Origin of the sequence: Amycolatopsis sp. NPDC001319, from assembly GCF_042896185.1 — a bacterium.
Lineage (GTDB): Bacteria > Actinomycetota > Actinomycetes > Mycobacteriales > Pseudonocardiaceae > Amycolatopsis.
The window spans coordinates 232,025-255,741 of the sequence record NZ_JBIAWY010000004.1 but is presented as its reverse complement, the minus strand read 5'-3'; the positions used below and the strand labels follow the sequence as shown (position 1 = coordinate 255,741).

The 23,717-nt window shown below is 71.0% G+C and carries 20 protein-coding genes and 2 pseudogenes; 12 read left to right on the top strand and 10 right to left on the bottom strand.

Annotated features, from left to right (window positions below; all coding sequences use genetic code 11):
• The first annotated feature begins 13 nt into the window (after positions 1-13).
• The 3 genes from ACFY1H_RS16335 (at position 14) to ACFY1H_RS16325 (ending at position 2,452) form a co-directional block, all read left to right on the top strand.
• The gene (locus ACFY1H_RS16335) at positions 14-190 is read left to right on the top strand and encodes a CsbD family protein (protein WP_220243533.1); all 177 of its coding nucleotides are present in this window, start codon (positions 14-16) and stop codon (positions 188-190) included.
• A 106-nt stretch (positions 191-296) separates the two neighbouring features.
• Complete coding sequence (locus ACFY1H_RS16330) at positions 297-899, top strand: TetR family transcriptional regulator (protein WP_366583128.1); 603 nt, start codon at positions 297-299, stop codon at positions 897-899.
• Between the two features lie 35 nt (positions 900-934).
• Positions 935-2,452, top strand: coding sequence for an FAD-dependent monooxygenase (locus tag ACFY1H_RS16325; RefSeq protein WP_386947198.1), 1,518 nt, complete (start codon positions 935-937; stop codon positions 2,450-2,452).
• Here ACFY1H_RS16325 and ACFY1H_RS16320 read toward each other — a convergent pair.
• The 3 genes from ACFY1H_RS16320 to ACFY1H_RS16310 all read right to left on the bottom strand — a co-directional run bounded on the left by ACFY1H_RS16320 (position 2,436) and on the right by ACFY1H_RS16310 (position 5,135).
• Complete coding sequence (locus tag ACFY1H_RS16320; RefSeq protein ID WP_386947196.1) at positions 2,436-3,248, bottom strand: class I SAM-dependent methyltransferase; 813 nt, start codon at positions 3,246-3,248, stop codon at positions 2,436-2,438. The genes ACFY1H_RS16325 and ACFY1H_RS16320 overlap by 17 nt on opposite strands.
• Before the next feature lie 22 nt (positions 3,249-3,270).
• The gene (locus ACFY1H_RS16315) at positions 3,271-3,843 is read right to left on the bottom strand and encodes a methyltransferase domain-containing protein (RefSeq protein WP_386947194.1); all 573 of its coding nucleotides are present in this window, start codon (positions 3,841-3,843) and stop codon (positions 3,271-3,273) included.
• A 473-nt stretch (positions 3,844-4,316) separates the two neighbouring features.
• Positions 4,317-5,135: a class I SAM-dependent methyltransferase gene (locus ACFY1H_RS16310; protein ID WP_386947192.1), complete on the bottom strand. Its 819-nt coding sequence runs from the start codon at positions 5,133-5,135 to the stop codon at positions 4,317-4,319.
• 35 nt (positions 5,136-5,170) lie between these two features.
• Here ACFY1H_RS16310 and ACFY1H_RS16305 point away from each other — a divergent pair, with 35 nt between their 5' ends.
• The 4 genes and pseudogenes from ACFY1H_RS16305 (at position 5,171) to infA (ending at position 8,485) form a co-directional block, all read left to right on the top strand.
• Complete coding sequence (locus ACFY1H_RS16305; RefSeq protein WP_386947190.1) at positions 5,171-6,598, top strand: FGGY-family carbohydrate kinase; 1,428 nt, start codon at positions 5,171-5,173, stop codon at positions 6,596-6,598.
• Between the two features lie 25 nt (positions 6,599-6,623).
• Positions 6,624-7,304, top strand: a complete 681-nt coding sequence (locus tag ACFY1H_RS16300; protein WP_366583122.1) for a prolyl oligopeptidase family serine peptidase — start codon at positions 6,624-6,626, stop codon at positions 7,302-7,304.
• Between the two features lie 187 nt (positions 7,305-7,491).
• Positions 7,492-8,274 (top strand): GNAT family N-acetyltransferase, encoded by a 783-nt coding sequence (locus tag ACFY1H_RS16295; RefSeq protein WP_366583121.1) that lies wholly within the window; start codon positions 7,492-7,494, stop codon positions 8,272-8,274.
• Positions 8,264-8,485, top strand: a pseudogene (infA, locus tag ACFY1H_RS16290) (translation initiation factor IF-1). The gene ACFY1H_RS16295 and the pseudogene infA overlap by 11 nt, the downstream one beginning before the upstream one ends.
• A gap of 128 nt (positions 8,486-8,613) precedes the next feature.
• On the opposite strand, the gene ACFY1H_RS16285 reads toward infA, so the two are convergent.
• From ACFY1H_RS16285 to ACFY1H_RS16275, 3 genes are all read right to left on the bottom strand, one after another.
• Entirely contained in the window at positions 8,614-9,339 is a 726-nt protein-coding gene (locus tag ACFY1H_RS16285; RefSeq protein ID WP_366583120.1) for a zf-HC2 domain-containing protein, read from the bottom strand.
• Positions 9,340-9,879 carry a sigma-70 family RNA polymerase sigma factor gene (locus tag ACFY1H_RS16280; protein ID WP_285973083.1) on the bottom strand — a complete coding sequence of 180 codons (540 nt, stop codon included), beginning with the start codon at positions 9,877-9,879 and terminating at the stop codon, positions 9,340-9,342.
• A gap of 312 nt (positions 9,880-10,191) precedes the next feature.
• Positions 10,192-11,382, bottom strand: a complete 1,191-nt coding sequence (locus tag ACFY1H_RS16275) for a S1C family serine protease (RefSeq protein WP_386947186.1) — start codon at positions 11,380-11,382, stop codon at positions 10,192-10,194.
• Positions 11,383-11,738: 356 nt separating this feature from the next.
• Here ACFY1H_RS16275 and ACFY1H_RS16270 point away from each other — a divergent pair, with 356 nt between their 5' ends.
• Positions 11,739-13,208 carry an aldehyde dehydrogenase gene (locus ACFY1H_RS16270; RefSeq protein WP_386947184.1) on the top strand — a complete coding sequence of 490 codons (1,470 nt, stop codon included), beginning with the start codon at positions 11,739-11,741 and terminating at the stop codon, positions 13,206-13,208.
• 69 nt (positions 13,209-13,277) lie between these two features.
• Entirely contained in the window at positions 13,278-14,669 is a 1,392-nt protein-coding gene (locus ACFY1H_RS16265; RefSeq protein ID WP_386947182.1) for a hypothetical protein, read from the top strand.
• Between the two features lie 699 nt (positions 14,670-15,368).
• On the opposite strand, the gene ACFY1H_RS16260 is transcribed toward ACFY1H_RS16265, so the two are convergent.
• The gene (locus ACFY1H_RS16260; protein WP_386947180.1) at positions 15,369-15,785 is read right to left on the bottom strand and encodes a DUF5709 domain-containing protein; all 417 of its coding nucleotides are present in this window, start codon (positions 15,783-15,785) and stop codon (positions 15,369-15,371) included.
• 121 nt (positions 15,786-15,906) lie between these two features.
• Between ACFY1H_RS16260 and ACFY1H_RS16255 the strand changes: the two genes are divergently transcribed.
• Together ACFY1H_RS16255 and ACFY1H_RS16250 are read left to right on the top strand one after the other, a co-directional pair.
• Positions 15,907-17,001, top strand: coding sequence for a VanZ family protein (locus tag ACFY1H_RS16255; RefSeq protein WP_386947178.1), 1,095 nt, complete (start codon positions 15,907-15,909; stop codon positions 16,999-17,001).
• A gap of 36 nt (positions 17,002-17,037) precedes the next feature.
• Positions 17,038-18,051: pseudogene (locus tag ACFY1H_RS16250) on the top strand (MFS transporter); the annotation flags it as partial.
• Between the two features lie 319 nt (positions 18,052-18,370).
• Here the strand turns inward: ACFY1H_RS16250 and ACFY1H_RS16245 are convergent.
• The 3 genes from ACFY1H_RS16245 to ACFY1H_RS16235 form a co-directional block, all read right to left on the bottom strand.
• Entirely contained in the window at positions 18,371-19,216 is an 846-nt protein-coding gene (locus ACFY1H_RS16245; RefSeq protein ID WP_386947176.1) for a hypothetical protein, read from the bottom strand.
• Between the two features lie 12 nt (positions 19,217-19,228).
• Complete coding sequence (locus tag ACFY1H_RS16240; protein ID WP_386947174.1) at positions 19,229-20,809, bottom strand: alkaline phosphatase D family protein; 1,581 nt, start codon at positions 20,807-20,809, stop codon at positions 19,229-19,231.
• A gap of 341 nt (positions 20,810-21,150) precedes the next feature.
• Positions 21,151-21,534 carry a peptidase inhibitor family I36 protein gene (locus ACFY1H_RS16235; RefSeq protein ID WP_386947172.1) on the bottom strand — a complete coding sequence of 128 codons (384 nt, stop codon included), beginning with the start codon at positions 21,532-21,534 and terminating at the stop codon, positions 21,151-21,153.
• Between the two features lie 287 nt (positions 21,535-21,821).
• On the opposite strand from ACFY1H_RS16235, the gene ACFY1H_RS16230 reads away from it, so the two are divergent.
• On the top strand, positions 21,822-23,285 hold the full coding sequence (locus ACFY1H_RS16230; protein ID WP_386947170.1) for a DNA-3-methyladenine glycosylase 2 family protein: 1,464 nt from the start codon (positions 21,822-21,824) through the stop codon (positions 23,283-23,285).
• Positions 23,286-23,717 lie beyond the last annotated feature (432 nt).

Here is a 23,717-nt window from a genome sequence, read left to right as displayed (position 1 = left end):
GGGAGGCGACACCATGACCGACAAGGCCGAGAACAAGGCGGAAGAGCTCAAGGGCCGAGCCAAGGAGGCCGTCGGCGACGCCACCGGCAACGAGCAGTGGCAGGCCGAAGGCAAGGCAGAGCAGGGCAAGAGCAACTTGAAGCAAGCCGCCGACAAGGTCAAGGACGCCGTGAAGGGCGTCAAGGACTGAGTTCCGGAAAGCCCAGGGTCACGTGGCCCTGGGCTTTCTTGTATCCATCGAACTTGCGCATCACGCAGACTTTGCGTGATGCGCAAGTTTGCGCTACCTTGGGGGCATGACCGAACGGCCGAGCCTGCGTGAACGGCGCCGACTGGAGACGCGCGCCGCGATCTCCTGGGCCGCGATCCGGCTCGCCGTCGAACGCGGTCTGGCGCACGTGACCATCGAGGACATCGCCACCGAGGCCGGCGTTTCGCCGCGCACCGTGAACAACTACTTCTCCAGCAAGGCCGAGGCCATCGCGGCCCGGCACCACGACCGCGCCCAGGGCATCGCCGACCTGCTGCGCGCGCGGCCGGCCGACGAGCCGCTCTGGGACGCCATCGCCGAAGCCGCGCTCGCCCGGTTCGAGGCCGACCGCGCCGAGTCCACTCCGGATCCACTGTGGACACAGGGCGTGCAGCTGATGATCGCCGAACCCGCCCTGCAGGGCGAGTTCCAGAAAGCCAACGTCGCCGCCGAAATCGCGCTCGCCCAGGCGATCGCGGACCGCACCGGCACCGACGCCGACCACGACCTCTACCCCGTGCTCGTCGCCACCGCCGCCGGCGGGGCCATCCGCGCGGCCATGGTGCACTGGCTGCGCGCCGATCCACCCGTTTCCTTCAGCTCGGTGCTGCGCGCGGCCTTCGGCGCGGTGACCGTCGAACTTCCCTGATTTTCCGGCTTTTCCTCTTCTGTCAAGGAGAAACCATGCCCGCGACCGATGTCGTGATCGCCGGTGGTGGGCCCAACGGGCTCATGCTGGCGTGCGAACTGAGCTTGGCCGGCGTCCGGCCGGTCGTCCTGGAACGCCTCACCGAACGCAGCGAAGAACAGCGCGCCAACGGCCTCGTCGGCCAGGTCGTGCGGCTGCTGCACCGCCGTGGCCTGTACGAAGGGCTCACCGGCCAGGCCGAACCCGCGCCCGCGCCGCACTACATGTTCGGCGCGTTTCCGCTCGATCTGGCCCGGTTGCCCGTCAACCCCGTGTACCTGCTGCCGATTCAGCAGCGCGAACTGGAACGCGCGTTGGAGGAGAGGGCTCTGGCGCTGGGCGTGGAAATCCGGCGGGCGCACGAGGTGCTCGGGTTCGAGCAGGACGACTCGGTGCACGTCACTGTTTCCGGCCCCGATGGTGAGTACACTGTGGACACCCGGTTCCTGGTGGGCGCGGACGGCGGGCGCAGCACCGTGCGCAAGCTCGCCGGCATCGATTTTCCCGGCGTCACCAGGGAAGACACGGTTTCGTATACCGCACACGTAAGCGTGCCCGACTCCGTGCGCGACCCGGCGACGGGCGGGCTGCGGCTCGACGGCGTCGGCGCGGTGCCGCCGTTCCGGCACTTCCGCACGGAGACGGGGCTGTTCGTGTTCGCGCCGTTCCCGAACGCCGCACCGCTGGTGGCTTCGTCCGAACGCGGCCGGCCGCAGGTGCCCGATGACGTGCCGCCCACGCTCGACGAGGTGCGCGAAAGCGTGCGGCGGGTGCTCGGCGTCGACTTGCCGCTGGACGCGCCTTCCGGCCCCGGGCCGCACCAGCTGCGCCGGGTGTCCAGCGGAAACACGCGCCTGGCGGAGAAGTTCCGCGTCGGGCGCGTGCTGCTCGTCGGCGACGCCGCCCACGTGCACTCGGCGATCGGCGGACCGGGACTGAACCTGGGGCTGCAGGACGCCGTCAACCTGGCGTGGAAGCTCGCCGCCGAGGTGCGCGGCTGGGCGCCGGCCGACCTGCTCGACACCTACGACGCCGAGCGGCGGCCGGTCAGCCGGCGCGTCGTGATGCAGACGCAGGCGCAGGGTGCGCTGACCGCGCCGGGCCCGGAGGTCACGGCGTTGCGCGAGCTGTTCGGGGAGCTGCTCGGGCACCAGGACGTGACGCAGCACCTCGCGGACCTGTTGTCGGGCGCGGACATCCGCTACGGCGACGACCCGCACCCGCTCGTCGGCCGGTGGGCGCCGGACCTTTCTTCCGACGGCGTCGCGGCGGCTTATCGTGCGGCGCGACCGGTTCTCGTCGACCTGACCTCGGACGGCTCGGTTTCTTCGGCCGCCGCCGCGTGGGCGGACCGGGTGGACCCGGTCACCGATGCGACGGGCGTCGACGCGACCGCGTTGCTGATCCGCCCGGACGGCTACGTCGCCTGGGCTTCCTCCGACGCCCGGCCGGACGTGGGCGGGTTGGAGAAGGCGCTGACGCGGTGGTTCGGCACTGTCACCTCAGCCGGGTGACCGCCACGTCGATGCACGCGGATGCCGCCAGCCGGCCCTCGGGCGTCACCAGGTTGCGCGTCGCCACGGTGAACGCGGTGCGCAGGCCCTTGCGGTGCGTGTCGTCGAGGGTGGCCATCTGGTAGTAGGTGTCGTGGCAGGTCTGCCAGACCTCCTCGGGTGTGCCGCCGAAGTCGACGACCATCCGGTCCCACTCGACGGGTTCGAAGCCGGCGGGGGTGAGCAGCTCGTCCAGACCTTCACGCGTGCGGGTCCGGGGGTCGCCGGCCGCCGGCACCCGGCGTTCCTCGGGCACGACGGCGAACAGCGGCCGCGCGACCTTGAGGAAGATCTCCATCGCCTCCCGCCCGCCACCGCCGACGCCGATCGCGAGCGTGCCGCCCGGGGCCAGCACCCGCGCGGCCTCGGCGACGACCTGCTCGACGTCGGCCATGAGCATCAACGCCATGAAGGACACCACGGTGTCGAACGTCTTGTCCGCGAAGGGCAGCTCCTGCGCCCGCCCCTCGCGCAAGTCGGCCTCCGCCAGCTCGGGCCTGCGGCCGGCCGAGGCCAGCTGCCCGGGCGAAAGGTCCACCCCCGCCAGCTTCGCCACCCCGCGGCGGCCGAGCTCGGCGAGCAGCGCGCCGTCCCCGCAGCCGAGGTCGAGCACTGACTTGGCCGTGGCGACGCGGTCGGCGAACACCTCGTACACGGTCCTGCCGTCGCCCGTCACGCGGCCGCGCCCGGCCAGCTCGGACGCGGCGTCCGGGCGGGCGTCGTGGTAGCTGCGCAGGAACTCCTCGGCGGACGTCATGGCGAGACGTTAGCGCGGATCGTCACTCCGCCAGGCGCGTTCGCGCGATGTCGAGCCGCACGGCCGCGGGCAGGATCCCGTCGGCGGTCAGCAGCCCACGCGTCGCCCCGGCGAACTCGGCGCGCAGTTCGGCGAGCTGCGTGTCGTCCAGCGTCGAGGCGGGGTAGAGCGTCTCGCAGCACGTGACCCACACCTGCTCCGGCCGCGCCCCGAAATCGACCACGATCTGTTCCCACGCAACAGGTTCGAACCCCACCGGCCCGAGGAACTCGTCGAACCCCTCGGCAGTGCGCGTCCGCCGGTCCCCGTCGATAGGTGGTTTGCGCTCTTCGGGCACCGCGTCGAACCTCGGCTTGGCGAGCTCGAAGAACACCGCCGTGGCCCCGATGGCGCCACCCCCACCCACCACCGCCGCGAACACCCCACGCGGCTCCAGCACCCGCGCCGCCTCCGCCGCCACCCGCTCGACGTCGACCATCAACATCAACGTCATGTGCGACACCACGGCATCGAACGTCTTGTCCGCGAAGGGCAGCTCCTGCGCCCGCCCTTGCTCCAGCCGCGCGGCCTTCAGCTCCGGCCGCTTTCGCGCCAACTCCAGCTCCCCCCGCGGACAGGTCGATGCCGGCCAGGTTTTCGGCTCCCTGCCTCGCGAACGTCGCCAGCAACGCCCCATCACCACACCCGAGATCCAGCACGCTGCGCGCCTTCCCGACCCGCCCGGCGAACACGTCGTAACTCGTCCGCCCATCCCCCTCCACCCGCCCGGCCCCGATCAGCACCGACTGCGAATCCGGCTTGCGGTCGTGGTACTCCCGCAGCCACAGCTCCCCCGGCGTCGTCATGTCCCCGACGTTATCGCGGCTGCGCCGGGTGTTGGCGTGTTTGGACGTTTCGCAGGTTCAGCTCTGCGCGCAATCGCTCGTTCTTCGCGAGGCGGCGGTTATCGAGCCTGGCTGTGGGCTTCGGGCCCACCAACGTCGAGACAGATCGCGGCCTGCGGAACGACTTGCGGATCGCCGCACGCCGAGCAGCTTCCGCGGCCAGCGCCCCTCCGGCGCCCCGACGTTATCGCGGCAGATCGGCCCGCAGCCTCGTTTCGACGATTCGCATGGTCATCCCTGCAGGCAATCGACCGTCCTCCACAAGATCGCGGGTTTCCTCCCGGAACGCCGATTCGAGCCGCTTCAGCTGCGCGGCGTCGAGGGTGTCCACCGGGTAGAACGTCTCGCAGCAGCGCGCCCAGACGTCCGCCTCGGGGCCGCCGAAGTCGAGGTCGATCGGGTCCCACGAGGCGGGCTCGAAGCCGGCGGCGCCGAGCAGCTCGTCGAGGCCGTCGCGCCGCCGGACGCGTGGGTTGCCCAGGCGGACGCGACGTTCTGCGGGAACCTCGTCGAACAGGGGGTTCGCCAGCTCGATGAACACCTTCAGCGCCCCCGTGACGCCGCCGCTGATGGCCGCGGCGAACACGCCGCCCGGCGCCAGCACGCGTGCCGCTTCGGCGATGGCCGTGTCGGCGTCCGGGAGCAGCATCAGCACCATGTGCGACACGACGGCGTCGAACGAACCGTCGGCGAACGGCAACTCCTGCACCCGCGCCTGCCGCAGGTCGGCTTGCGCGAGTTCCGGCCGGGCCCGCGCCACGTCGAGGTGCGCCGCGGACAGGTCCACGCCCGCCAAGGCTTCCGCGCCGTCGATCGCGGCCAGCAGCGAACCGTCGCCGCAGCCGAGGTCGAGCACGCGCCGTTTGCCGGACACCCGCGCGGCGAGGACCTCGTAACTCGTCCGCCCGTCACCGATCACCCGGCACGAATCGATCAGATCGGACATCACATGGGGTTTCCGGTCGTGGTACGCGGCCATGAAGGCTTCGGCGGGTGTCGTCACCCCGCGACCGTAGCGGGATTTGATACATCTCTCCCATGAACGACAACCAGGTGGTCCTGGGCATCGACATCGGCACCACCGCTGTGAAGGTCGCCGCGTTCGGCCTCGACGGCCGGGCGCGCGCCGTCCGCAGCGGCGCCTACCCGATCACCCGGCCGCGCCCCGGCTGGGCGGAGCAGGATCCCGAGGACTGGTGGCGCGCCACCGTCACCGCGATCGGCGCCGTCCTCGCCGAGCTGCCGGACGTCGTCATCAGCGGCGCCGGGATCGTCAGCCAGGTCAACACCCATCTGCTGGCAGAAGAAGACCTCACCCCGCTGACACCAGCCCTGATCTGGCAGGACCAGCGGTGCGCGGCAATAGCCCGGGAACTGGACGCGCGCTTCACCGCCGAGGACAAGGTGCGGATCTGGGGCGGGCCGGTGGCGCTGGACGCGTCGTTCGTCGGGGCGAGGGCGGCGTGGTTCGCCGAGCAAGAGCCGGACAAGTGGGCGCGGGCGAGGTGGATCCTGAGCCCCAAGGACTTCATCGGCGCGCGGCTCACCGGGCGCGTCGCGACGGACAAGCTGTCCGGCGTCCGGATTGCGGGCGCCCAGGGCTATCTGCCGGAGGCCGTCGCGCTCGTCGACGGGCTGGGTGAGCGGCTGCCGGAGCTCCTCGAGCCAGAAACGCCGCTGGGGCCGGCGAAACACCTCAACGGCGCGCCCGTCGTCGTGGGGACCATGGACGCGTTCGGCGCGGTTTTCGGGACGCGCACGACGGAGCCGGGCCGCGGCATGATCTCGTGCGGCACGTCGCTGGTCGTCGCGGGCGCGTCCAATCAGGGCACCGCCCAGAAGGGCATCGTGACGTTCCCGCCGCGCGGCGACCTCTTCGTCCACGCCGGTCCGACGCAGGCCGCGGGCGAGGCCGTGAGGTGGTGGGCCCAGGCGTCGGGACAGACGGTGCCCGACGTGTTCGCCACACCGGCCGACGGCGAGGCCGGGATCGTGTTCACCCCGTACCTGCAGGGCGAACGCGCACCGCTGTGGGACGCCGACGTGCGGGGCAGCTTCCTCGGTCTGAGCTCGTCGGCGACGCGAGCGGACCTCTCGCGCGCGGTGCTGACGGGCGTCGCGTTCTCCGCGCGGCACGTGCTGGAGAAGGTGGAGCAGGCGTGCGGTTTCCGGCTGCCGTCGCTGAGCTTCTCCGGCGGCGGCGCGCGCAGCGACCTGTGGACCCAGCTGCACGCCGACGTCCTCGGCCGTCCCGTCGAGCGCCTCCGCGTGCACGACAGCGCCGCGCTCGGGGCCGCGCTGCTGGGTGCCGTCGGCGTGGGCCTGCAGCCGGACGTCGAAACGGCGGCCGCCGCGACCGTCGCCGTGGAGCGCGTGTTCGAGCCGCAGACGGACCTGACGCGGCTGTACGAGGCGTACCGCGCTTCGTACGAGGGGCTCGCGAAGGTCCACGAGCTGCTGAAGTGAACCTCATCCCTGGTGTAATGAAGGAATGAGGACGATCCGCTACGGCGCCGAACCCAGCCAGTTCGTCGAGCTGCACGGCGACAACCCCGCGCGCGGCACGGCTTTCCTGCTCCACGGCGGCTGGTGGCGCGCCCAGCGCGACCTGCACCTGATGGACGCGCTCGCCGCCGACCTCGTCGCCGCCGGCTGGCTCGTCGCGAACCTCGAGTACCGCCGCATCGACGGCGACACCGGCGGCTGGCCCGAGACCCTCGACGACGTCCTCGCCGCCATGGCCGCCGTCCCCGTCGCGGAGAACCTGCCGACGATCGCGGTCGGCCACTCCGCCGGGGGCCACCTCGCGCTCCTCGCCGCCGCGTCCGTGAAACCGTCCGCCGTCATCGGCCTCGCCCCGATCACCGACGTCCCCCGCAGCGCCGCCGAAGGCCTCGGCGAGGGCGCCGCGAGCCTGTTCCTGCCGTCCCCGGACCCGGCCGCCTCGCCCCTCACGCGCCTGCCGATCGGCGTGCCCCAGCTGATCGTCCACGGCGACGCCGACGTCCGCGTCCCGATCGACCACAGCCGCGTCTACGTCGAGGCCGCCCGCGCCGCCGGCGACGACGTCACCTTCACCGCGCTCGCCGGCGTGGACCACTTCCGCGTGATCGAGCCCGCCGACGAACCCTGGCAGCACGCCCGCACCTGGCTCACCACCAGGTTCGGCTAGGCGCACGAAATTCAGTAGGCACGCCGCCGTCCTGCCGCTATCGTTCCGGGGACCGTGACTCGACGCCGGGAGGTGAGACCCATGAACGCTGTTTCGATGTGGGTGCTCCCCTCGTCGTCACGGTCGGGCGACTGACGTAGGGGTTGCCGGGAGCGCCTTGATCAGGCACTCCCGAAAGGTGACCACCATGAACACTCTGCGTTTCACCGCGGGCGAACCCGCGGTGGAGATCACGCGCGTCGCGCCCCGGCTGTGGCACGCGCTGGACGACGACCGCGTCACCGGCCGCGCCGAGGCGACCACGCGCCCCGACGGCCGGGTCTTCCTCAGCGTCGACGCCTGGCACCGCTCCGTTTTCGACCAGCTCGTCGGCGCGATGCTCGCGACCCTGCCCCAACCGCTCCACACGGTGGTCGACGAAACCGACCACGAACTGCTGGCCGCCTGGCGCGAAGCCGGCTTGACGATCCGGCGGCGCGAGTGGGAGTACGTCGTGCCCACGCGCGTCACCGGCCCGGCCCTGCCACCACCGGGCGTCACCCTCGTCCCCGCGGGCGCCGCCGGAGAAGGCCCGCTGCGGGAGCTGGACCGCGTCGTCCGGGCCGAGGTCGAAGCGGCCGTCGGCTGGCACGAGATGCCGGCCGAGGTGCTGGTCCGGCCCGGCGACACGATCGTCGACCCGACGAAGTACGCCGTGGCAGCCGAAAACGGCGAGTACGTGGGCCTGATCCGGGTGGTCCAGCTGACGCGCCTGCCCCGCATCGGGCTGGTCGCCGTCCGTACCTCCCGGCGACGCCGCGGCATCGCCCGTGCGCTGCTCGTCCATTCACTCGGCGTTCTGCACCGGGCGGGGATCGAGACGGCGTCGGCCGAGGTGAACGAGGCCAACGAAGCGGCGACGGCGTTGTTCGAGGGCCTCGGCGCCCGGCGGAGCAACAGCACCCTGGAGCTGGTGCGCCATGGCCGGTAAGGGCGGGATCGAAGTCGAGGGAACCGTGGTGGAGTGCCTGCGCGACGCCCGGTTCAAGGTCGAGCTGTCCAACGGGCACCACGTGCTCGCCCACATCAGCGGCAAGATCAGGAAGAACTTCATCTAGATCGTGCCGTACGACCGGGTCCTGGTGGAGCTGAGCCCGTACGACCTGAGCCGGGGGCGGATCCTGTTCCGGTACCGCAACTAGGGCGGCGGCGTTCCCGTCGGCGGCCGGCGCACCTGCGCGCCGGCCGCCGCGGGACCGTCCGAAGTGGACCCCCCCCGCTCCCGGTTTGCCCGAACACACCACGGGCCGGGGCAGGAAGCGCCCGAAGGTCAGACGTTCGCTTCCACGAACTGGTGGCCCTCGGTATTCTCGACCACGATCGAAGCGACCTGAGCGGGGTCGACGAGGGCGGAACCGTTGAGGTCCGCACCGTCGTGGACCGCCTTCGGGGACACGAGCCAGCCGCCGGCGATTTCGCGGTCGCCGTTCTTGCTGACGACGATCAGGCGGCACTTCTCCCCCGCCGGAATGCCCGTCACGGCTGCCTCGACGCGAACCCAGCCGGCGGCCGGGACGATGCTCGCGGTGAGCCGCGTTTCGCCCGAGGTGCCGCTGAGGAACTTCGTGCCGGGCACGGTGCTGGACGCGGTCGTCGGCACGGGTGCGGGCGGCGGCGGAACGGCGACGGCCGGGCCCGCGGGCGACCCCGCCTTGCCCACTACGACACCGACGCCCATCGCCGCGGCGGCAACCACGACGGCGGCCGTCGCGGCCAGGAACCGGCCCCGGCCGGCGGAGCTGCGCGCTTCCGAACGGACCTGGCGCAGCGTGCGCTGCAGCAGCAGGTCGCCGCCCTCGGGCGGGCCGTCGAGCAGCGCCTCGGGCGGCACTTCGCCCAGGAACTCCTGCATCTCGCGCAGCGACTCGACCTCCGCGCGGCAGTCCGCGCAGCCGGCGAGGTGCGCCTCGATCGTCTGCTTCTCCTCCGCGGAGACGTCACCGGCGACGTAGCCGGCGAGGTCCGCGTGCTCGGGGAACTCGCTGAACCCGCTCATCTACGCCGCCCCCACCCGCTGATCCGCGAACTTCTCCCGCAATGCCCGTAGACCGTAGTACGACCGGGATTTCACCGTGCCCGCCGGGATTCCCAGCTGCTCGGCGGCCTCGGTCACCGTCCGGCCGTGCAGGTACATCTGTTCCAGGACTTCGCGGTGCTCGGGCGAGAGGCCTTCGAGCGCCGACAGGACCACCATCGAGTCCACGACGTGGTCGGCGTGGTCGTGCTCGACCGGACCGGTCGTGGGCGACTCCGCGACCTCCGCGGGGCGTGCGTCCCGCGCGCGGACCTTGTCGATCACCAGGTTGCGGACGACGGTCAGCAGCCAGCCGCGCACGGAGCCCTTGCCGTTGACGAGGCTGTCCGGGTTGCGCCAGGCGCGCACCAGGGCCTCCTGCACCACGTCTTCGGCGGCCGCGCGGTCGTTGAGGAGTCTCGTGGCGTAGGCGAGCATCGCCTTTCCGTGCTCCTCGAACAACGAGCGGACGAGCGCCTCGTCGGCCACCTGTTGGCGGTGACGAGTCCTCAACCCGGCCATTCCGGACCACCCTCCCCGAACCGGCAAGATCACCCTTGCCCTGCTGCGCAGAACTGTAGGACAGCACCCGAGGCCGTCCACACGAGGTGCTCCGTCCGCGACCACCACCCACAGTGGCCGCTTCGCACCCCGCGACAGTCAACCCTTCCCCTGAACGGACGATTGCCATCACCGGGGGCAACCGACACCTTCGGCCACGGACGGTGCCCGTTCGTCCCCTGCCGGACCCGGTTTCGGCGCGCTCGCCGACCTCGCCATCACGCTCGGTGACAAGGGCGACCCGGGCGTCCGACCGGTCCCCGGCGGCCGCACTCAGCCGATCGGACCACTCACCGGGACCAGCGTCACCGTGGCCGTTTTGCCGCCTTGCCCGGCGACCGTCACCCGCAGTTTGTCGCCGGGGTGGTGGGTGTCCATGAGGGCGATCAGTGCCGTCGCCGAGGTGACCGGTTTGTCGTCGATGCCCACCACGAGGAGGTTGGCCTTCAGGCCCAGCTTGGCCGCCGGCCCGCCCGCGACCACGGACTTGATGAGCGCGCCCGTGCCGTTGCCGCCGTCGACCACGGTGAGGCCGATGAACGCGCTAGGTCCGATGTGGATGGTGTCGGACGCCTTGCGCTCGAGGATGCGCTTCGCGATGTCGGCGGCCTCCGTGATGGGGATCGCGAAGCCCTCGTGCGGGCGCAGGCCCTTGTCGAACACGTACCCGGCGTTCGCGGCCGTGTCGACGCCGATCACGCGGCCCTGGGTGTCGGCGAGCGGTCCCCCGGAGTCGCCCGACTGGATGTCGGCGTCGACCTGCAGCAGGCCGGTGAGGGTCTCGGTGGCGCCGGTGACCTCGTCGGCCGCGGTGACCTGCTGGCCGAGCCGCGTGACCTTGCCCGGCGACGCGCTGGGCGGCCCGCCGAGGCCACCCGCGTTGCCGATGGCGACCACCCCGTCGCCGATCTCGACCGCGCCGGATTCGCCCAGGGTGGCCGTGACCAGGCCGGTCGCGTCTTTCAGCTTGAGCAAGGCGATGTCGTGGCTGCGGTCGTAACCCAGCACCGTGGCGTCGTAGCCGCGGCCGTTGCCGACGTCGGTGACGTGCATCGCGGTGGCGCCCTCGACCACGTGGTTGTTGGTGAGCACCAGGCCGTCGTCGCTCAGGACGATGCCCGTGCCCGCCGCGCCGCCGCCCTCGAGGCCGAGCTCCACGTCGATGTCCACCACAGCGGGACTCACCTTCGCGACCACCGACGCGACGTCGAACGCCGCCTGCACCCGCACCGGGGCCGCCGCCGGCGCGGGCGGCGTCTTCGGCCCCCACGCGTAGTGCCCGACCGCGACGCCGACGAGCGCCAGCAGCACCACCAGTCCGAGTGAGATCAGCACGGCGCGCAGGGAGCGCTTGCGCTTCGGCGGCTCCTGCGGGTCCGGCGGCGGGGCCGGGACCTGCGGGAGCGCCTCTTGCTGCTGGTGTGCCCACGGCGCGCCGAGGGGCGCGTCGGTGTTCTGGCTCATCTTCGGTTCCCTGCCGCTCGCATCGGACAGCACACGTGCATTGTTCACACCGCCTCGATCGGGGAACAGTACTGGCAGGCCCGCCGGGGTGTGGGTTACGTTCGAAGTGATCTTCCCAGCCTGCTCCTCTCACCAGGTCGGCCCACGCCGGCGGCTGTGCACTGGGATCACCGCCCCCGGCGCCCGACCGCCCGGCCGCCGGGAGTGCGGTGCGTTCACCGCACTCCCGGCGGCCCTGGTCCACGGCGCCCCTTGCGTCCTTTGTGGACACTTTCGCCGATCGGCTGAATCCGCGGGTCTGGTGCCTCCTCGGGTGCGGACGTACCGTCCGAAGCGAGACCGAGGAGAGGTGGGCCATGCCCGAACACTTCAAGATGCTCATCGGCGGCCACGCCGTCGACGCGATCAGCGGCAAGACGTTCGAATCCCGCAACCCCTACACCGGCGAAACCTGGGCCGTGCTCCCCGACGGCGGGCCCGAGGACGTCGACGCCGCCGTGCGCGCGGCCCGCGCCGCCCTCGACGGCGAGTGGAGCTCCGCCACGGGCTTCACCCGGGCCGCGCTGCTGCGCCGGCTGGGTGACCTGATCGGCGAGAACGCCGAACGGCTGGCCCGCCTCGAGGTCAACGACTCCGGCAAGCTCCTGCGCGAGATGCTCGGCCAGCTCACCGCCCTCGGCGGCTGGTACCACTACTTCGCCGGCCTGGCGGACAAGATCGAGGGGCGGCAGATCCCGTCGCCCAACCCGAACTACCTCGTTTACACGAAGCGCGAGCCGGTCGGGGTGGTCGCGGCGATCACTCCGTGGAACTCGCCGTTGTTGCTGCTGACCTGGAAGCTGGCACCGGCGCTGGCCGCCGGGTGCACCGTGGTGGTGAAGCCTTCGGAGCACGCGCCGACGTCGACGCTGGGCTTCGCCGCGCTGGTCACGGAGGCCGGTTTTCCGCCTGGTGTGGTGAATGTCGTCACGGGCCTTTCGCGCGAGACGGGCGCCTCCCTGGCCGGCCACCCCGGCGTGGACAAGGTCGCGTTCACGGGCTCGACGGCGACGGGCCGGGCTGTCGCACGGGCAGCGGCGGAGAACCTCGTGAAGGTGACCTTGGAGCTGGGCGGGAAATCGCCTCAGGTCGTGTTCCCCGACGCGGATCTGGAGGCGGCCGCCAACGGCATCGTGGCGGGCGTTTTCGCGGCCACCGGGCAGACGTGCATGGCGGGGTCGCGGCTGATCGTGCACGCCGACGTCCACGACGAACTGGTGCGGCTGGTGGCCCGGCGCGCCGCCGCGATCCGGCTGGGCGACCCGACCGCGGCGGAGACCGAGATGGGCCCGGTGGCCAACGAGCCGCAGTATCAGAAGGTGTTGTCGTACTTGGAAACCGCGCGGTCTGAAGGCGCGACGGTCGCGTTCGGCGGCGGCGCGGATCCTGGCCTGGGCGGGCTGTTCGTGCAGCCGACGGTGCTGACCGGCGTCACACCCGAGTCGACGGTGTATCGCGAGGAGGTGTTCGGCCCCGTCCTGGCCGCGTTGACCTTCACCGACGAGGACGAGGCGGTGAAACTGGCCAACGACACACCCTACGGCCTCGCCGGCGCGGTGTGGACCAAGGACGTGCACCGGGCCCACCGGGTCGCCGGGCGAATCCGCGCCGGGACGGTGTGGGTGAACGCCTACCGCGTGGTCTCCCCGTCGGTTCCCTTCGGGGGCTTCAAGAACTCCGGCCTGGGCCGGGAGAACGGGGTCCACGCCGTGGACGAGTACCTGGAGGAAAAGGCCGTCTGGATCGAGCTGACCGGAGGGACACGGGACCCGTTCACGCTGGGCTGAGTCCCTTGTGGACTGTTGTTTTGCGAAAACCCCGTGCGCCGGCCGGCCGGGCCTGGCAGGATCTTGCCGGTGCCCGGGACGATCGCCTGCGACGAGTCCGGCTCCGAGGGCGTCAACCTCATCGGGGCGAACACGGCCGTCTTCGCGCACGCCGGCGTCCGGGTGGGCCTCGACGCAGCCGCGGCTTGCGTCGGCGAGCTCCGGGACCGGATCGGCTCGCCGGCTATGGAGTACAAGGCGAACCACCTGCTGCGCGCCAAGAACCGGGCCGCGCTGGTGTGGTTCCTGGGCCCGTCGGGCCCCTTGGTCGGCCGGGCCGGCGTCGTGCTGGTGGACAAGGCACTGTTCGTCACCGGAAAGGTGGTGGACCTCCTCGTCGACCGAGTGCCGTACCCGGACTGCCTCGCCCGCCGCCCGGACTCCCGGGCGCTGGCGCTTTATTTGGGGAGTTTGCGACTGTATGGGCCGCGGTGGGTTGAGTTCCTGCAGTCGTTCACGGCTTTGCTGCGGACCTCGCAGCGGCGTGGTCCGGGGCTGACGCCTGCGGAGTTCTTTGCTCAGCGTGATGTGTTGGGTTGGCTCGCCCAGGTGCCGCTGCACGGTGGTCCCCGGCCGAGTGGCGTTTCGTCGGCGCCGCGGCGCGACGATCCCCTACCCAATGCTGTCTCGTCGGCGCCACAGCCCGCCGCCCATTCACCGGCACGGCAGCGCGGATCGATCAGCATCGAGCCCCCGCTGGTCGCGCCTTGGCAACAACGCCAGTCAAACGACCCGGAGCACCCTCAGATCCGACCGGCGCAGCAGCCCGAGTCGCCCCACCTGCCGATCAACCCGCAGCAACGGCCCGAGCCGAACCACCCGGACCACCCGCAAATCCGGCCACCGCAACAGCCCGAGTCACTCCGCCCACCGATCGACCCGCGGCAACGCCACGAGCCAAACCACCCCGAGCACACCGAGGTCCCACCGCCCCAACAGCGCGAGCCATCCCGCCCACAGATCAACCCGGAGCAACGGCCCGAGCCAAACCACCCGGGGCACCCGCAAGTCCGACCGCTGCAGCAGACCGAGTCACTCGACCCGCCGATCGACCGGCCGCCGGCGCGCGAGCACCTGACCGAGCTACGAGATCAGCTGCTCGCCGACCCATCGCTGGTACCACCACTCGACCCACTGATGCCGGCCCTCGTCGACACGGTCGCCCACTGGCACCCCGCCACCGTCATCCACGACGAACAGCCCTCCCTCACCCCCGCACGCCTCGCGACCCTCCTCGGCCCCACCCGCGACATCCACTTCGTCGACTCCCGCGCCGACCCGCGCGTCCAACTCGCCGACTTCCTGGCCGGCGTCACCCGCCGCCTGGCCGAAAACGCCCTGCACCACCGTGGGGATCCCGAGCTCACCGCACTCCTGCGCCCCTACCTGCTCCCGGCCTCGATCTGGGCCACGGAGCTGTGAAGGGCAGCGCGGTGGGGACTTTCGGACACTTCGTGAAGATCGGATCGGCCGCCCCGCAAGCGCCCGCCATCCGCCGCCGCCCGGTCGAGCGGTCCCTTCACGACGCCGTCGACTCCGCAGAGTCACGCCCGCCTGCGCGACGACTGCTGGAACTCCACTCGCCAATCCGACCGGTTGCGAAGAGACCGTTCACGACAGCCAAGGCGAGCCCACAACTCACCCCAACCACCCGCCGAGACCCACCCAGCAACCGTGAACCCGTCACGAAAGGCCCCTTGGCGGCAGCCAGCCGCGAACCACCCCGACGCCCGCCTAACCGGGATCAGCAACCCGAGCGCGTCTCGAAAGGGCCGTTCGCGACGGTGACATCAGCCCGCCAAAGCTCCCCGAACACGTACCGGAACCGGTCACCCAGCAAGCACGTCGCGAGACGGCCGTTCGCGACGGCCAAGACGAGCCCACGAAGACACCCGGCCACCTGCCGAGGCCGGTCACCAACCCGAGCGCGTCTCGAAAAGGCCGTTCGCGACGGTGACATCAGCCCGCGAAACTTCCCCAACACGTGCCCAGACCGGTCACCGACCCGAGCACGTCGCGAAGGGACCGTTCGCGACTGCCCACGTCAGCCCGGCAAGTCACCCCCGGCCACCTGCCGACACCCGACTCGAGCACGTCGTGACCGGTCCGTCACCTCCCGGATCAGTCGCGGGGCGTGACGATGTGCACGGCGGCCTCTTCGGCGGACGCGGCGCCGCCGTCGATGCCGGCGTCGGAGGCGTAGAGCTCTTCGTCGGTGTCCGGGCCGAAGCCCGCGTCTTGGGCGACCAGGCGGCCCGCGCGGGCGTCGCCGACTTCGTCGTCGAGGAGTTCGCCGTCGGTGTCGGTGGTGTCGCCGAGGTCGTCGCTGTCGTCGTACGCCAGGTCCGGCAGCTCGCGCGCGAGGCGGCCCTCCCAGCTCTCGCCGGCGAGCTCCTCCGCGGCGGTCATGCCCCACTCGCGCACAGCCAGCGGCTTCTCCGGCGGCGAGTAGGCCTCGTCGTACGGGTCGCCGTCCTCGAGGGTGTCTTCGGGGTCGAGCACGCCGGTGTCGGCGTTGTCCTCGATGTCGTCGTCCACGAACGGCTCCTCTCTCCGTGCCCTCCGCGTGCAGATTACGCACCGCTGCCAGTGTCCCTCGAACGGTGGGTCCCGGCGAAGATCGCTACCCTCGGGCGCGCCTACGGAGGTGGAGGGGTCAGTGACACAGTGGAGCGGGCCGACGTTGCTGGCCCTGTTCGGCGGCTTCGGGCTGGCGTTCGTGCTGGTGGTGCCCTACGCCGTCCTCAGCTACCGCCGCCGCGGCGAGTTCGGCCCGGGACGCGCGATCGCGGCGTTGGGGTTCCTCGTCTACTGCTGCGCGTTGATCACGTACACGCTCGTGCCGACGCCCGTGGTCGACGCCGCCTTCTGCGCGAGCCACGAGTCGCTGCGCCACCCCGTCGTGAACCCACTGCAGTTCATTTCGGACATGCAACAGTTCCACACGGGACTGCTCAGCAACCCGGCGCTGCGGCAGGTCCTGTTCAACGTCGCGTTGTTCGTGCCGTGGGGCGTGTTCATGCGCCGCCTCTACCGGAAGGGCCCGGCCTTCGCGATCGCCAGCGGGTTCCTCGTTTCGCTCTTCATCGAAACCACGCAGCTCACGGGCGTCTGGTTCCTCGTCGACTGCCCCTACCGCCTCTTCGACACGGGCGACCTCCTCTCCAACACCGCCGGCGCCGCGGTCGGCGCCCTGGTCGCCCCGGTCCTCGGCCGCCCCCACGAACGCCTCGACGCCAAGGCCCCCCGCCCCGTCCGCAGCGGACGTCGCCTGTTCGGCATGCTGCTCGACCTCATCGCGGTGATGCTGCTCGGCGTGGCGCTGAACGTCGCCGTGGTCGCCGTCCAGCTCCTGCGCGACCCGGACAGCCTCCGCGGGCCGGGCAATCCCGTCGTGAACGCGATTCTCGGCGAGTGGTTGCCCGCGTTGATGTTGCTGTTGATGGTCCCTCTGGCCGGCAACGGCGCGACACCTGGACAACGCGCGGTGCTGCTGACGGTGGTGAATTCTGGCGATGACAAGCCTTCGGCTCTGCAGATGGTGGTGCGGTTCGTCTTCGGGTCGGGCGGCTATTTCCTCGCCCTGGGCGCCGCGACGGCCAGCGCACAGCCTTCGACGTTCACCGGCGTGTGGATCGTGGTGAGCGGCCTGTTCGCCATCTTCACCCGCGGGCACCGCGGCCTGACGGGACTGTTGGCGGGGTTGCGGGTTGTGGATGCTCGCCGTGAGCGGGAACGGGTTTCGGCCACGTGATCCGGCTTCATCGCGATTCGGCGTAATCTCGCCCGCGTGGCGCGGCACATCCTCCAACGACACGCCGACTTCCGCCGGCTCTTTGTCGGCAACTCGGTGTCGCTGCTGGGTTCGAGTGTCACCACTGTCGCGCTGCCGCTGGCGGCCGTGCTGACGCTGCACGCTTCGTCCATCTACATGGGACTCCTGGGCGCGGCGGCCCTCCTGCCACACTTCCTGCTAGGCCTGCCCGCCGGTGTTTGGGTGGACCGTCTGCCGTACCGGCAGATTTTGGTGACAGCCGACATCGGGCAACTGGTGCTCATCGGCTCGGTCCCTGTCGCCGCGGCGTTCGGGGTGCTGACCTTGGTGCAGCTGCTGGTTGTCGCGCTTCTCGCCGGCGTCGCGAACCTGTTCGAAACCGTTGCGGCGCAATCATTCACGCCAGCACTGGTGCCACGCGAGGAACTCCTGCCCGCCAACAGTGCACTGATGCTGAGCACCACCACGGTCGCCACCACCGGGTCCGCGCTGGGTGGGGCGCTGGTCGCATTGCTCACCGCGCCGTTCGCGATAGTCGCCGACGCAGCGTCGTTCCTCGTGGCCGCCCTGCTCAAGGCGCGCATCCGGGTACCCCGCCCGCCGCGTGCAGCGCGCGAGCACCACCTCGTGAAGGACGTCCTCGAAGGCTTGCACGCGGTGTTCGGGCATCCGGTGCTGCGCGTGGTCACGCTGTCGGCAACGCTCGGCGCATTCGCCGGGCAGCTGCAGAACACCGTGCTGGTGCTGTACCTGGTGCGAGAACTCGGGTTCTCTCCCGCGGCCGTCGGTCTCACCGTGACTGTGGCCGGCGCCGCCGGCATGCTCGGCGCGCTCGTCGCGCATCCGATCACGCGCCGCCTCGGCCCCGGCCGCGCCTATCTGGCGGGCATGACACTCGCCAGCGCCGCTGGTCTGGTCATCGCCGGGGGTGGGGCCGTCCCCGCTGTCGCCGGCCAGGTGCTGCGCGGCGCGGGGCCCTCGCTGTACGGCGTGAACCAGCAGACTCTGCGTCAAACCCTCATCGCGCCCGACCTGCTCTCCCGCGCCACTGCGACATGGCGGTTCCTCGTCTACGGCATGCAACCCCTGGGCGCCCTCGCCCGGCGGGCTGCTCGGCTCCGTGAGTCTCCGCGCCACCCTGATCACGGGTGCGGCGGTGATGGCCCTCGCGACTGTGTCCGCTGCCCGGTTGAGCCGGGTGCGGGAGCTGTAGCCGAAGTAACCACCGCACTTGCCGGTCCCGGCAGCACTTCCCGAGTTCGCCGAGCCGTGTCGCCGACTTCGCGGAGCCCGACCCGAGCGAAATCACCCCGCCTGAACCCGAGCCGGGTCCAGCGCCTCAAACCCCTCAGCTCGAGAAAGCCTCCAGCTCCACGATCCGCGAATAAGCATGATCATTCGAATCCAAAGCCACAACCCGCACCCCATCGGCCTGCACAGCCGGGAACGTCGACGTCACCGCGCCCGAGGTGTTGCCGCGCACCGAGGCGACCGTGGTCCAGGCGCCGGCGATGTGGGCCTGGATGTCGAAGTCGCGGAGGCCGTACTTGGCGGCCGGGTACTTGGTGGAGTCCAGGGTGTCGGTGACGACGCGGCTGACCGCGGCAGCAGCGGGCAGGGTCACGGCGTAGGTGTCCGGGAACGCGGACTTCGTGCCGTCGTTCCAGCCGGTGGTGGTGGACCAGTGGTCGCCGTTCGCATCGCCGTCGACGGCGCCGCAGGGGGAGAAGCTGCCGTTGGTCGAGGAGGGCGTGGCTTGTTCGCCGAGGAGGAGGTTGTCGCCGGGGCCCTTGGGAGGTAAGGGAAGGACGTCGACGGGGACGGGCAAGTGGGCGCGGTCGGAGAAGAGGTCCACGGTGTAGTGGCCGGGGCGGGCGGAGCGCGGCACGGTGACGCCGACCCGGACCGACACCGGCTGGCCGACGGGAAGCCAGGACGAGAACACCCGCCGGTCGAGGGACAGCGGCCGAGGCGCGGAGAGCTCCATGTCCGCGTACACCGGGCCCTTGCCGTTGTTCGTCATGCCGACGGTGAGGGCGCTCGGCAGGCAGGGCAGGCCGACGACCTGGATCTGCGCAGGCGTGGCGGTCAGCTGCAAAGCGGGCGTGGCCGGGGTGCTCTGCGCGGCGCTCGCGAGTGCCACGCCGAGCACGACGACAGCGCCGGCGGCCACCGCGAGGTGACGTCGCTGCATGGGGAACTCCTGTCAGTGGACGTGGATGGCGGGGACGCGGTCTTCGACGGTCAGCTTCGCGCGCGTGGTGACCTTGCCGTCGCGGATGGAGACCTTGTCGACCACGCGGTAGTCGGCGGTCCACTCGCGCGGGGTGACCTCGCAGCGCACGTAGCCGCGCTGGAAGTTGCCGAACTTGACGTGCGGGTTCTCGTCGAGGATGGTCTGGCCGCCGGCGTCGAGGTCCATGCCGTCCTGGCCCGACGTGATCGAGGTGCCGACGAACTCCGTCGCCACGACCGGCGAGGCCGGGTCCGCGTAGTCGGGCCGAAGCTCCGACGCGACGCTGCGGTGCAGGTCGCCCGCGATGCTCACCAGGTTGCGCACCTTGCGGTCCTGCGCGCCGCCGAGGATGCGCTTGCGGGAGGCGACGTAGCCGTCCCACGTGTCCATCGGCACGAGCACGGGCGCGCCCGCGGCGGTGTCGAGCTGCGCGATCGCGGTCTGGTGCGCGAGCACCTCCCAGCGCGCGGAGTGCTGCGCCATGCCGTCGAGCAGCCACTTCTCCTGCGCCGCACCGGTGATCGTGCGGTTCGGGTCGAGCGAGTCCGGGTTCGGGGCCTTGGTGCCGTCGCCCGCGGCCTGGTCGTCGCGGTACTGGCGGGTGTCCAGCACGTTGAAGCGGATCAGGTCGCCGTACTGGAAGCGGCGGTACATCTGGATGTCCGGCCCGGTCGGCAGCTGCGAGACGCGCACGGGCTGGTGCTCCCACCACGCGCGGAACGCGTTGGCGCGCCGCACGAGGAACTGCGCGACGGGGTCGTTGTTCTCGGAGATGTCGCCGGCCCAGTTGTTCTCGACCTCGTGGTCGTCGATCGTGACGATCCACGGCGCGGCGGCGTGCGCGGCCTGCAGGTCGGGGTCGGTCTTGTAGAGGGCGTAGCGGCCGCGGTAGTCGTCGAGCGTCGTGGTCTCGCGCTGGAAGTCCACGGCCATGTCCTGCTTGCGCAGGCCGCCGTCGGCGCCCACGCCGTACTCGTAGATGTAGTCGCCGAGGTGGAACACGACGTCGTGGTCCTTCGCCGCCATGTCGCGGTAGGCGGTGTAGAAGCCCTCGTACCAGGCCTGGCAGCTCGCGTACGCCAGCGCGACGGCGGGCACCGACTGGTGCGCGGTCGGCGACGTGCGGGTGCGGCCGACCGGGCTGGTGTGGCCGCCGACGTGGAAGCGGTAGAAGTAGTGCCGCCACGGCCGCAGCCCGCGGACGTCCACGTGCACGCTGTGGGACTCCTCGCGCCGGGCGAGCGCGTTGCCCGAGCGGACGACCCGGCGGAACCGCTCATCCTCGGCGACCTCCCAGCGCACCGACACCGGGCGGTCGTTCATGCCGCCGAACGGATCGAGCGGCTTCGGCGCCAGGCGCGTCCAGATCACCACCGCGTCGGGCAGCGGGTCGCCCGAGGCGATGCCGAGCGTGAACGGGTAGCCGGGCACGCGGTCGGTGTCCACGGTGGTGGCGCCGGAAGCGATGATGCCGGGCAAGGTGCCGGCGAGCGCCAGCGCGGCGGCGGCTCCCGTGACGGTGAGGAACTTGCGTCGCGTCGGGTTTTCCACGTCGCTCCGATCCAGTGCGGTCCCGGCGGTCGTGCCCGCGGGAGGGCGGACGGCCGCACAGGTGCGGCACGGTGGTTGTGCTCACCGTCGGCGGCTTCCCCAGTCGCTTCTTCGCCGGTGGAGCGGGTGGTGACACGTCTCAACACGGGCCGGTTCGTGCGTGGTTCGTCCCGCGCTGGGCACGTTATCCGGGTCCCGGCGCGCCGTGAACGATCACGGGGGTGAATTCGAGCTGAAGTCTGGGGAAGGTTGTCGGCGGTAGCGCTGAGTGACCATCGGAGACGACAAATAGTGCCACCGGAATTGTTTTCCGGTGGCACTATTTGTGGTTTTTTTTCAGATCAGACGAACAGTGCGCAGCTGGCCTTGTTGTCGAAGTTGTTGTTCGAGAAGTCGGTGTCCACCGAGTTCTTCTTGGCCTCGTAACCCTGGTTGCCGCCGCAGTCGGCGGCGTCGTACAGCTTCACGACGTGGCTGGTGTTGTTCTTCATCGAGCTGGCGCCGTTGGTGACGAAGCCGTTGCCGCCCGCCCACTTGGTCTTGGACAGGTCGATGGCGCCCGCGCGGTAGGCGAACTCGATGTGCTGACCCTTGTAGTCGTCGTCCTCGAACAGGCAGAAGTGCCCGGACGCGCAGGTCCCGGCCGCGCCGGCGGACGGGGCCAGCGCGAGCATCGAGCCGGCGCCCACGAGCATGCCGAGGACCAGCGAAATGTGCTTCTTCATTCAATCGCCTTTCGGTGGAGAAAACCCGGCCGACGGACCGGATTCGAACAGGCGGGAACGTCCCCAGACGCGTATGGCGAACTTCCCCAGAATTCCCGCCAGTGCGAAAAACTATAGCGACTGCTCTTCGGTGCACACCGCCGAAGTGGTGATCGTCACCGACCAGCCGGTATGGTGTTTCGGTGATCGGGAAAAAGTGAGGCATTACCTTCGCCGAGTGTGACGCTCGGTGGGGTGATGTCGCATTCCCGCCAGGTTCTGTCGGTGCCACCGGGCAGACTGGCGGGGTGTACGAGGACATCGAACGCTGCGTGCGCGCGGTGCAGTCGAAGGACGCCCGGTTCGACGGGTGGTTCTTCACCGCCGTCGTCACCACGGGTATCTACTGCCGCCCGAGCTGCCCGGTCGTGCCACCGAAGGTCGAGAACATGCGCTTCTACGGCAGCGCGGCGGCGGCGCAGACGGCCGGGTTCCGCGCGTGCAAGCGCTGCCGGCCCGACGTCACGCCGGGATCGCCGCTGTGGAACGAGCGCGCCGACGTGGTCGCCCGCGCCATGCGGCTGATCGCCGACGGGGTGGTCGACCGCGAGGGCGTGAGCGGGCTCGCGGCGCGGCTCGGGTACAGCGTGCGGCAGCTCGAGCGCCAGGTGCACGCGGAGCTGGGCGCCGGGCCGCTGGCGCTCGCGCGGGCCCAGCGCGCGGAAACGGCGCGGCTGCTGGTCGAGACCACCGACATGCCGATGGGCGACATCGCGCACGCCGCGGGGTTCTCGAGCATCCGGACGTTCAACGACACCGTGCGGCAGGTGTTCGCCCTGACGCCGAGCGAACTGCGGGCGCGGGCGTCCGGCGCGCCGTCTTCGCCGGGGGCGCTGTCGTTGCGGCTGCCGTTCCGCGCGCCGCTGTGCCCGGACAACCTCTTCGGCCACCTGGCGGCCACGGCCGTGCCGGGTGTCGAGGAATGGCGCGACGGCGCGTACCGGCGCACCCTGCGCCTGCCGCACGGCCACGGCCTCGTTTCGCTGGCGCCGACGCCCGACCACATCGCGTGCCGCCTCAACCTCACCGACCTGCGTGACCTGTCGGCCGCCATCAGCCGCTGCCGCCGCCTCCTAGACCTCGACGCGGATCCCATCGCCGTCGACGCGCAGCTCTCCTCGGATCCGGCGCTGGCCCCGTTGGTCGCGAAGAACCCGGGGCGCCGGGTGCCGCGCACGACTGATCCGGAGGAGTTCGCGATGCGGGCCGTGCTGGGGCAGCAGGTGTCGACCGCCGCGGCCCGCACCCACGCCGCCCGCCTGGTCACGGCCCACGGCACGCCCGTCGACGATCGCGAGGGCGGCCTCGGATTTCTCTTTCCCACGCCGGCCGACCTCGTGGACCTGGATCCTTCGACGCTCGCGATGCCGCAGTCCCGCCGCCGGACGCTGCTGGGCCTCATCGCCGCTCTCGCCGCAGGTGACCTCGACCTTTCGCCGGGCGGTGACTGGGCTCGCGCCCGCGCCGAGCTGTCGGCGCTGCCGGGGTTCGGGCCGTGGACGGTGGAGACCATCGCGATGCGAGCGCTGGGTGATCCGGATGCTTTTGTGCCCACGGATCTGGGGGTGAAGCTGGCTGCTGCTGCTTTGGAACTGCCGACGTCGCCCTCCGCCCTGACCCGCCATGCGGCGGCGTGGCAGCCGTGGCGGGCCTACGCGGTGCAGTACCTGTGGGCGACGGGTGATCATCCGATCAACTATCTGCCCGCGTAGGTGTTTGTCGCTGTGGGGCGAGGAAATCCAGGACGGCCCCGGCGACGCAGAACGACCGACTCACCCTCCCAACGGCATCCGCCCAGAGGCGACAGCCATCGTCGGCCGGGATCATGGTGCCGCGGGTGACCGGGTTCCACGACGGCGTTCCCGGCGGGATATTCCACGCCGGTTAGCCCCGCGTCATCCATGTCGGTCCGCGCCGGGCGAACCACGCTGCTCGATTCCTCGTGGTCCACGCGGTCCGAACCCGCATGATCCGAGCGACCCGGCTCCTCGGGATCCACGCGGTCCGCATCTCTGAGATCCGCGCGGTCGCGCCCCTCGGAATCCGCGCGATCCAAACCCACACGATCCCTGCGAGCCGGCCTTTCCAGATCCACGTGATCCGTCCACCCGGAATCCTCGTGGTCCAAGACTGCCTGGTCGGCG